The 9,047-nt window shown below is 45.4% G+C and carries 10 protein-coding genes and 1 pseudogene; 5 read left to right on the top strand and 6 right to left on the bottom strand.

Annotation, left to right across the window (positions count from 1 at the left end; genetic code table 11):
• The 4 genes and pseudogenes from QUA40_RS26230 to QUA40_RS26215 form a co-directional block, all read right to left on the bottom strand.
• Positions 1 to 202, bottom strand: a pseudogene (locus QUA40_RS26230) (hypothetical protein); the annotation flags it as partial.
• A gap of 613 nt (positions 203 to 815) precedes the next feature.
• A complete protein-coding gene (locus QUA40_RS26225; protein WP_333131311.1) occupies positions 816 to 1,304 on the bottom strand; it encodes a hypothetical protein in 489 nt (162 codons plus the stop codon).
• Positions 1,305 to 1,508: 204 nt separating this feature from the next.
• Positions 1,509 to 1,916, bottom strand: a complete 408-nt coding sequence (locus tag QUA40_RS26220; RefSeq protein WP_333131309.1) for a hypothetical protein — start codon at positions 1,914 to 1,916, stop codon at positions 1,509 to 1,511.
• Positions 1,917 to 1,931: 15 nt separating this feature from the next.
• Positions 1,932 to 2,129 carry a hypothetical protein gene (locus QUA40_RS26215; RefSeq protein ID WP_333131308.1) on the bottom strand — a complete coding sequence of 66 codons (198 nt, stop codon included), beginning with the start codon at positions 2,127 to 2,129 and terminating at the stop codon, positions 1,932 to 1,934.
• Between the two features lie 485 nt (positions 2,130 to 2,614).
• On the opposite strand from QUA40_RS26215, the gene QUA40_RS26210 reads away from it, so the two are divergent.
• Both QUA40_RS26210 and QUA40_RS26205 read left to right on the top strand, forming a co-directional pair.
• On the top strand, positions 2,615 to 3,391 hold the full coding sequence (locus QUA40_RS26210) for a hypothetical protein (RefSeq protein WP_333131306.1): 777 nt from the start codon (positions 2,615 to 2,617) through the stop codon (positions 3,389 to 3,391).
• Positions 3,392 to 3,425: 34 nt separating this feature from the next.
• Positions 3,426 to 3,860 (top strand): WD40 domain-containing protein, encoded by a 435-nt coding sequence (locus QUA40_RS26205; protein ID WP_333131304.1) that lies wholly within the window; start codon positions 3,426 to 3,428, stop codon positions 3,858 to 3,860.
• A gap of 301 nt (positions 3,861 to 4,161) precedes the next feature.
• On the opposite strand, the gene QUA40_RS26200 is transcribed toward QUA40_RS26205, so the two are convergent.
• Together QUA40_RS26200 and QUA40_RS26195 are read right to left on the bottom strand one after the other, a co-directional pair.
• Positions 4,162 to 5,097: an isoaspartyl peptidase/L-asparaginase gene (locus QUA40_RS26200; protein WP_333131302.1), complete on the bottom strand. Its 936-nt coding sequence runs from the start codon at positions 5,095 to 5,097 to the stop codon at positions 4,162 to 4,164.
• Positions 5,098 to 5,168: 71 nt separating this feature from the next.
• On the bottom strand, positions 5,169 to 5,324 hold the full coding sequence (locus QUA40_RS26195) for a DUF2256 domain-containing protein (RefSeq protein ID WP_333131300.1): 156 nt from the start codon (positions 5,322 to 5,324) through the stop codon (positions 5,169 to 5,171).
• Positions 5,325 to 5,414: 90 nt separating this feature from the next.
• On the opposite strand from QUA40_RS26195, the gene QUA40_RS26190 reads away from it, so the two are divergent.
• The 3 genes from QUA40_RS26190 to QUA40_RS26180 all read left to right on the top strand — a co-directional run bounded on the left by QUA40_RS26190 (position 5,415) and on the right by QUA40_RS26180 (position 8,746).
• Complete coding sequence (locus tag QUA40_RS26190; protein ID WP_333131298.1) at positions 5,415 to 6,392, top strand: RNA methyltransferase; 978 nt, start codon at positions 5,415 to 5,417, stop codon at positions 6,390 to 6,392.
• Positions 6,393 to 6,683: 291 nt separating this feature from the next.
• Entirely contained in the window at positions 6,684 to 8,279 is a 1,596-nt protein-coding gene (locus tag QUA40_RS26185; protein WP_333131296.1) for a serine hydrolase, read from the top strand.
• Between the two features lie 65 nt (positions 8,280 to 8,344).
• Positions 8,345 to 8,746: a hypothetical protein gene (locus tag QUA40_RS26180; protein WP_333131294.1), complete on the top strand. Its 402-nt coding sequence runs from the start codon at positions 8,345 to 8,347 to the stop codon at positions 8,744 to 8,746.
• The last annotated feature ends 301 nt before the right edge of the window (positions 8,747 to 9,047 follow it).

Genomic DNA, 9,047 nt, shown 5'->3' with positions numbered 1-9,047 from the left:
TTGAACCCAGTAAATTCGATCGCACAATCTGGCACTTTCCTTGTTTTGCCTGCAATCGCTGGCAGCTCAGGGTTGCTTTATGATAATCAAAAGTCAGCGATATCAGTCCAAATATCATCAATAAACAACTAGGTAACCAAAAATCAAATATACTCTGAGTCTGAATTATTAATTCACTTGCTGTTTGCTTGATTATTTTCATTTATCTCACCTTTTGATTCCAAAAATGAGGCTACAGATCGACTTCCTGACCCGGATGAGCCGAATTGTTAACTTATCTATTATTTGAAGTCGTCCTTTGCCATGACCCCTTTTATTTTGTTAATGGATTAGCACTAAAATGTCTCGCGGACAACAAATATCTCGAGTATACTTGCGGCTGAGTTTAAGACAGCTTTCCGTGATTTAAAGTAGATGAATCTTAAAAATATATTAATTATGTTATGGGGAATGAAACGTTAGCTTCGCCCTCCGTAAGTAGGTAGGCGGGATTAAACCGAATAATGTAACAGTATGTAAACAGCTTTAACCCAGCCAGTAGAGAGCATTTGGAGACTTTACCATCGTTTACATAGTTGCGTTTTTTCGCGCCGACTTACTTAGGAATGTAATCACCCAGGTGAGTACAGGTTTACATTTTGTTACATAGTCCGGTTTATTTGCGCCTACTTAATTATCGTTAGTTATTAATTTGGGCGATTCCCTACAGGATATAGCAATCCTAAATCATTTGTGAATTTCTTACTCCCTCCTTTTGATAAGGGGAGGGTTGGGGTGGGGTAAAAAGTTTACCACTCCTCCAAGGATTGCTATAGCTACGATTCACGGATTTGTAGGGCAAATACATTGCTAAGCGTGCGATTATCGCTAATCGAGATATAGCTGCGAATCAAGTCAGCCATTTTATATTGTTCTGTTAGTGAATAGCTTCTTAAACAGATGATATCGCCCCCGAACATCCACAAATCAACATAATAGCTGCGATTTCCCTCGCTATCTGCTATTTCCTCTAATTCCACCGCAGAAATCTCGCGAGTTGAGCATTCGGTAACATCATTAAGCCACACACCCCGTCGTTTAATAGTCATTGTGCTAAAAGTTTTATCAAAAATGTATGTTTCATCTATCGCGCCGTCCAACAAAGACAGCGAAAATAACAGAAATATGCCTCCACCTATCCAATTTGATGCTAAAATTATCTGCAATAATCCAATGATGATGAAGGGAAAAATTAATAGCAAACCATCCCAGGCACTCGCGGTTTTAATTGTTAGTTTAGTTGGTGTTTTTTTAAGGATTTTCATTAGTTTAGTTGTTGAGTTTAAAAACAATGTTAATTACTTATAGCAATGCTTGCAGGAGTCGTACAAATATGTAGGGGTAGTGCTAAGAGTGCCTACCCCAGCCTCATGGGGGCAACCACGGGGGGTTTGCCCCTACAAGAATTATACAAATGATTTAGGATTGCTCTATCTATCCGCTGTCTGCAATTTTCAATGTACGGATTATTATTTGACAATTCTTTGGACGATCGCACTTTTGGTGTTGTCAACAGCCTTGACAGCATAAGCATCGCCCGGACGTATCTGTAAAGCTCTGTTAAAATTGATTAAAGCCGTTTGATAGTCTCCCTGCCCGTAGTAGGTATAGCCGAGTTTCATCGATTGTTTAAAGGCAGAATCTTGAGCAGCAACAGGAGCAGAATTAGGCTCAGCAACAGGTGCTGCGGAAGCAGGAAATGACTCGAAAGCAGGAGATAACTCTTGATAGAGTGATGGATAAGTGTTGAAATCCGAAGCAAAAGAAGAGGGCGATTGCTCATTATATCCCTGCTCTACATTCGGCCCAGAGTCAGAGGTTTTTACAAAATTTTTGCCATAGAATACTGAAGTAGTAATGCCTCCCAATACAAACATTAGCAATCCCGCACATTAAATTAAGAATGTCTTTCTGATTTTTGTATTGCTCCAATTTTTGATATAAAAAACCAATGAGGCAAAGGGAACAAGCAAGTAAAGCACTCCCCAAATAGTTTCCTCTCCAAAAGCTTGAACTAATCCCCAAAAATAGCCAACAAGACTTAAAACTAAACCTAGGATGAAAAATAAGCCGATCGCAATTCCAGACATTTTCTATTTCTCCGCTTGATGTATGGTTGTTTGGCAAACTGTAAAGGTACAGAAAAACTCTTAACTACAATTCTTCAACAAATTTCTTTTAAGGTCAATTCATAAATTTCATTAATTAAGTTCAGAAAAGTCATAATTATATTTTGATGGCGGGTTCTCCTGCCCACCCCACAAGAGTTTCATCTTGATGTATGGTTGTTTGGCAAACTGTAAAGGTAAGGATTTAGGCGAACTTTCAGCCTGAAACTCATTCCCTGTTTGTTGTATTAAAAATAGGGTGTTGCTTAATCAGGGTATGAAAAAAATAAGTTAAAAATCCAAACGCTTTGTGAATACTGGTTTCTATGACGGGCATAGTTAGCCTTTCATACCGTAAATCAGCAACGCCAAAAATAGATTAGCGGTGACAACAGTTCGATCGCGCACAGCGAATGTTAGGATTTTGGTTAGGAATTTGACTAGGAACTCGATCGCGACAGCCGCAAATGATACCCTCTACCCTCGATCGACCCGAAGAACCATTTGCACGGGCAAGCAACGGCTGGGACATCCAAAAGCTTTACACCGACTTGGCAAATGCCAAACAAGAATTCGCCCCCCACACCAGAAGAGGGCTGACACCCGTAGAAAAGCGGCACCTATGCGGCTTGCTGTGCGGCTACAGCCCAGCCGAAATTGCGGTTTTTCTTAACAAACAAATCAAAGGTGTAGAAGTTGATTTGTCAAAAACTTTGTACAGATATATAGAATTATTGACAAATCGGCCTAGAAATGCTCTCAAAAATTGGCGAGATGCGATCGACTGGCTGGAAATAGCCGGATATAAAACGCAGCCAAAAACCTCAACCGGCGCCATCTTAAAAGCCACTCTCCACCATTCAGACAGGATTTTGTCTGCAGCTATCAGTCCCGACGGACAATTCCTCGCAACGGGTTCTGACGACAGTACAGTGAAAATTTGGAGTTTGCACAGCGGGGAACTGCAGCAGACGATTTTCGGACATTCAACAGCCGTGTTGCTAGTTGCTTTCAGCCCCGCCAGCAAAACGCTGCTGACACGATCACGCGCGGGCACAGTTAAACTCTGGAACCTGCAAAACGGCGAACTGCTGAAGCGTTTGGCAGACGTGCACCGCCACGAATCCGTCGCCGTCAGCCCCGACTGGCAAATTTTGGCTCGGCACCACCCGCGGCACAATCAAGCTTCAGCACCTCAACAGCGGCCAACTGCTACAAGTTTTAGAAGGCTATCAAGGGGATGATATAAGTGCGAGCGCCCTGAGTCCCAACGGCAGAATGCTAGTAGCCAGCGGCCTCAATGCAGCCAGCGGTTTCTGTCGCGCCACAGTCACTTTGTGGGAATTGCCGGGAGGCGAAGTGAGACGAACATTTGGCAGCGAAAATTATGTAGCGATTTCTTCCGATAGCCAAATTCTTGTCAGTCATGGAGACCAAACTATCAAGCTGTGGAATTTGCAAACAGGCGAATTATTGCAGTCGCTGCAAACAGGAACTCGCATCACTTCCGCCGCAATTAGCCCTGATGGGAAATACTTTGCAGTGGGGTGTTTTGACGGAACTGTTAGACTTTGGAATCTTCGCGGCGAGTTGCTGCACACTTTAGATGGACATTCTAGCCCTGTGTCTGCGGTGGCGATCGGACTTTTGGGTGAAACTATCGTCAGCGGCGGGGAGAATGGTACTGTTAAACTTTGGCAACTGCGGATTTAAGAATATCGATTCCGGTTGCACCGTCCGTGCTTGTTGACTGTTGACTGTTGACTGTTGACTGTTGACTGTAGAAGGAGGGGTCAAAAAATGAAAATTGCGCGAATTATTTGTGGGCAGCTTGATTAGACTTTACGCCCGAGGATGAAGCGCGGACTTGATATCATTCGGGTCTCGGTCGGAATTGATATAATATCAATTATGATGCCACCGAATTTGATATAAAACTAACCCCGATCGAGATACCCGAATTATTAAAAAAGTCGGGTATCTGAACCGCAGACTGACAATTTATATCGGCCTTTTAAGCAATAAAAATCAGCGTTCCCTTGCTCATTTCCAAAGTATCACCCATTTCCATACCATTGTGAAAAGCACCCAAAATCACCTCGCTAGTTTTGCCGAAAGCGATCGCCCCGCTAGCATCAATTCCAATTGCGCCAAAATCCCGTTGACGTTCGTCAGCTTCAGTAAAAGAACGCTCAAAAGCAGCTTTCAAACTCAAACCATCCGTTACCCGAATCACAATTCGCGCAGCCAAACACTCGTCCATAATGTGTTCGCCAATCCCCGTACAGCTTACCGCCGCACTTTCAGCAGCGTAATTTCCCGCCGGCATCGCCGAGTCGCTAACCCGCCCGATGCGCTCAAAACCCTTGCCACCAGTCGAAGTCCCAGCAGCCAAGCGCCCATGCACATCCAAAGCTACGACTCCGATCGTACCCACACCGGCCGGTTCGGCAACCACGTCAGCCATTGCTTTACTAAAATTGCCTTGGCGTTCCTGCATCCACTCGTGCAAACGCAAATCCGTCATCGGATCGTAAATCGGCAATTGAAGTTCTCGCAGCAATTCCGCCGAGCCAAAATCAGAGAGAACTCGATCGTCCGAATGCTGCAAAAATTGAGCAAGTTCGATCGGATGTTGAACACGAGAAACATTAATCGCCCCGCTGAAACGCTGCATCAAACCGTCCATCAGCGAAGCACTCATCCGAATTTGACCGTCCGACTGCACCACAGAACCAGTACCGGCATTGAATCGCGGGTCATCTTCCAACAATTGGCAGCCCCGCACCACTGCATCTACGGCACTTGCACCGTCTTTCAGCAGCGGATAAACTTCCTCCAAAACATCGTAAAGTGATTTCCGCACCGCCTCAATTCCGCCTTTACTATGTAGAGAACTGCCCGCACCGCCGTGAATAACTAGCTTTGGTTGCACTTGTTGCGATGCCATAATTTATAACCTAATACCTAATATTTTTCCTTTGCAATCTTAGCTTTGATCGAGCAACTTGCCCTAAATACTTAATCTTGAGCGGCGAAACGGCGGCGACGACAACGTTCGGAGCAGTATTTGACCTCATCCCAGCAGTCGGCCCATTTTTTACGCCAAGTAAAAGGTCGATCGCACACCGGGCACATTTTTGTGGGTAAATCAGATTTCGATCGTTGCTTGGCCATGCTAATTTGGACATTACATTAGTTACCGATTAAATTTTAATCAAAACAAACAAAACAACCAATTTCTGCCTAACACCTCCCCAAATAAAAATGCTCGAAACGGCCGACGCCAACATCCGAATCGTCTTAGTCGAACCTGCAGGCCCATTGAATGTTGGTTCTGTTGCCCGCGTCATGAAAAATATGGGTTTGCACCAATTAGTTTTGGTAAATCCCCAGTGCGATCATTTAGGGGAAGAAGCCCGACTGATGGCTGTTCGCGCGGCCGACATATTGGAAACTACCAAAGTAGTCGAGAGTTTGCCCGCTGCTTTGGTTGGGTGTGTCAGAGCGATCGCAACTACAGGGGATGATAGTCGATCGTTGCCAACACAACTAGAAGAACCCGCAGATGCCTTGCCTTGGCTCCTAGAAGCCCCCAGCGCCCTCATTTTCGGCCGAGAAGACTGCGGCTTGACCAATGCCGAGTTAAACCGGGCTCAACGCCTGATCCGCATTCCCAGCAGCGATGCCTACACTTCCCTAAATCTCGCCCAAGCCGTCGCTATCTGCTGTTACGAACTATACCGGGAAGAAGGAAGAAGGAATAGGGAAGAAGGAAGAAGGAATAGGGAAGAAGGAAGAGGGAAGAGGGAAGAAGGAATAGGGAAGGAAGAAGAAGATGCCTCGTTCCCAGGCTCAGCCGGGGAACGCATATCCAGAGGCTATGCCTCTTCAATACCCGATGCCACAGATAATTTATCAACTTGTTACCCAGAAAAACTTGCCACCAGCCAGACAGAAAATCTTTCAATTCCCCTCGCCAGTGCTCCCTTGGAAAATTTAGAGGGATATTACCAGCAACTAGAAACGCTGTTACTCAAAATAGGATATTTGCAGCCGCACACAGCAGCAAGCCGGATGGAAAAATTTCGGCGTTTGTACACCAGGGCCTATCCGACAGTGGATGAAGTCGCCATGCTGCGGGGCGTCATCCGGCAAACAGAATGGGCCATCAAAACTTACTCACCAGAGGCAAATTCTGATATTCTGGATGGGGCGTTACCAGAAAATCCAACGGATAGCTAGGAGAAATGCGGATAATTGGGGATGTGAGATTGAGGATTTTTTTCACAGAGAACTTTCCTACCCCCACTTGTCACCTTCATAACAGGGTTTCTTGACTAAAAACCTAAGCTTTGCGATAATTTGCGAGCAATAAACCCGGTTGCTGATACCATGCAGCGTCTAGGGCAAATCTAAGATCTAAAATCTAAAATTGATTGGCTGGCAAGCTGAAAAATCTTAAACTTGAACTTTACATTAGTGATGAAGGAGTAAGACGTGGCAGAGCGGTTTCCCAAAGGATCGATATTATCGGTGATATCCTCGTCGATATCCTCTCCCAACTCCGGCTCAAAGCAGCCTAAGTCCGGCAAAGCAAGTCAGTCTGGCAACTCGGGCCGCCGCCGCCCTCCGCAACCGCAAAACGGCAATTCAGAAATTCGATCGCCCGAACCTGCGACTTTGCCACCACAACAGGGCCGCGGCAGCAGAATAGGAGCCAATTCTCCCACATCTTCGGAAGAATTTACTACACAAGACTTTTTATCCGATCCCCGATCGGCAATTAACCCCAGAAAACCCAGAACCACCAAAACTCCGCAGTCGAAGACTCGCCAACCAGGGAAAAAAGGTCTGGCTGCTGTCGATATGTTTGAGTTTCCGAACCCGAATCGGGATAGGGAAAATGTGAGTTCGATCGCCAGCAATCCCAACAGCCAGCTCCCAACAGCCACTCCCCCTACCACCCGTGGAAGTCGTCCCAGTTCGCCTCCTGTTCGCATTTCAGACACGGTAATCCCCGCCGATGCAAAAAAACCCCCCGTGCCTAAACCGCGCCCACAAGCGAGCCAGAGGCCGGGTAAACGACCAGCATCTGCGAGCGTGCCGCCGTTGGTGTATGCTACTCGCTTGCTTATTTTGGGAGTTGGCATAGCGGTGATTTGCGGTACGCTGCTGTCGGTGGTAAATGCTGTGAGTCGAGCATCGACTGTAGTGACAGAAGAACAAACCACCAAAGGGCAAAACAACCCAGATGCAGGCGACAGCGCATCTGCTGCACCGGTGACGGGAGAAGTGCTGCAACTGAATCAAGAATTAGCCACTTTGAAAACGCAAGTTCAGGTTTTAGCAACAGAAAATCCTAGTTTGACAGCCGGAATATTTCTAGTCGATTTAGATACTGGAAGCTACCTAAATTTTAATGGGGATACTGCTTTTGCTTCAGCTAGCACGATTAAAGTACCAATTTTAGTAGCTTTTTTCCAAGCAGTAGATGAGGGAAAAGTGAAGTTAGATCAGATACTGACGCTGAAGTCCGAACACATTGTGGGCGGTTCTGGGGAGATGCAAGACGACGCTCCAGGCAAGAAGTATTCGGCTTTGGAAGTGGCCAAAAAGATGATTGTTGTCAGCGACAATACGGCGACAAATATGATGATTGAATTGTTGGGAGGTGCTGAGGTTTTGAATCAGTATTTTGCTAATTGGGGTTTGAGGGCGACGGTTATCCGCAATAAATTGCCGGATTTGGAGGGAACTAATACTACCAGTCCGAAGGATTTGATTAATATCATAGCCCAGATCGATAGGGGGAATTTGGTATCGGTGAAATCGCGCGATCGTATTTTGCAAATCATGCGCCAAACTAGAAATGATTCTTTGCTGCCGAAAGGTTTAGGCGAAGGTTCAGTTATTGCTCACAAAACCGGCAACATTGATACAATGCTTGCGGATGCGGGGATGGTAGATTTGCCTAACGGTAAGCGTTATTTGGTGGCGGTGATGGTGAAGCATTCGCCGGAAACGGAGAAGCCAGCTCAAGCATTAATTCGGGATATTTCTCGGATGAGTTACCGTTATTTGAACGGTGAGGAAACGCCAGCCGATTCACAAGTGAAAATTAAAAATTGAAAATTCAACCGGGTTTTTTAGGGCAAGTCTCGTAGACTTTATCAAACTATAAATCTGTTTGTATTATGGAACTAAACATCCGACTTGCTTGTCTGGTAGCGCTCTCAACTTTAGCCGTTGGAGTCTCCCCCACCTTGAGTAATGCTAATCCTGCTCCTGAATATGATACCGACGGCGTGAGAGTGATTAATAATAATATCGAACTCAATCGGGCAAAAAACTTAGCCCGTCAAGCAGCAGAAATTGCTAATGGGGGTTTAGGCAACTATCGAGCTGAAGCTTCTATGCACGGTACTTCTAAGGAATCGCCGTTTGTTGACAATGGCGATGGAACGTGGACTTTTACTTTTAAGGGTTACAAGCCGGGTTCGTCTGTCTATACGGTAGAAACGGTTGTTACGGTTTCCCAAGAGGGCCGAATCAGAGTTGATTACAACGGGCGAATTCGCGAGGGATCTCAATTTTGAAAAGTTGTGCAAACAGCTAAGTAGATTGCCATCAAAAAACATAACACTCAGAACCCTGACTTTTTTAAGAAGTTGGGGATCTAACAGCGATAATTCCGCCCCATAGAGTTGGTAAATGACCCCCGCTATATAGCCTTTATCAGATAGATGAGGTACAAACTTAGATTTTAGATTTTAGATTTTAGATTTTAGATTGGGGGATTGGGGGATTGGGGAATTGTTAATTATAGTCATTTCAAATAAGTATGAGACACTATTCATGCACAATAAGCACGAATAATTTCATCAAGAGATGTGCCAG

This window comes from Microcoleus sp. Pol11C3, from assembly GCF_036701485.1.
Classification (GTDB): Bacteria; Cyanobacteriota; Cyanobacteriia; order Cyanobacteriales; family Microcoleaceae; genus Microcoleus.
The sequence above is the reverse complement of the archived record's forward strand: the minus strand, read 5'-3'. Positions and strand labels throughout refer to the sequence as shown.

What these genes read in the sequence shown, in the direction of transcription:
- QUA40_RS26205 (WP_333131304.1), top strand. Translation starts at nt 3,426, where the DNA reads ATGCTAGTAGCCAGCGGCCTCAATGCAGCCAGCGGTTTCTGTCGCGCC.
- QUA40_RS26200 (WP_333131302.1), bottom strand. Translation starts at nt 5,097, where the DNA reads ATGGCATCGCAACAAGTGCAACCAAAGCTAGTTATTCACGGCGGTGCG.
- QUA40_RS26210 (WP_333131306.1), top strand. Translation starts at nt 2,615, where the DNA reads ATGATACCCTCTACCCTCGATCGACCCGAAGAACCATTTGCACGGGCA.
- QUA40_RS26215 (WP_333131308.1), bottom strand. Translation starts at nt 2,129, where the DNA reads ATGTCTGGAATTGCGATCGGCTTATTTTTCATCCTAGGTTTAGTTTTA.
- QUA40_RS26220 (WP_333131309.1), bottom strand. Translation starts at nt 1,916, where the DNA reads ATGTTTGTATTGGGAGGCATTACTACTTCAGTATTCTATGGCAAAAAT.
- QUA40_RS26190 (WP_333131298.1), top strand. Translation starts at nt 5,415, where the DNA reads ATGCTCGAAACGGCCGACGCCAACATCCGAATCGTCTTAGTCGAACCT.
- QUA40_RS26195 (WP_333131300.1), bottom strand. Translation starts at nt 5,324, where the DNA reads ATGGCCAAGCAACGATCGAAATCTGATTTACCCACAAAAATGTGCCCG.
- QUA40_RS26225 (WP_333131311.1), bottom strand. Translation starts at nt 1,304, where the DNA reads ATGAAAATCCTTAAAAAAACACCAACTAAACTAACAATTAAAACCGCG.
- QUA40_RS26180 (WP_333131294.1), top strand. Translation starts at nt 8,345, where the DNA reads ATGGAACTAAACATCCGACTTGCTTGTCTGGTAGCGCTCTCAACTTTA.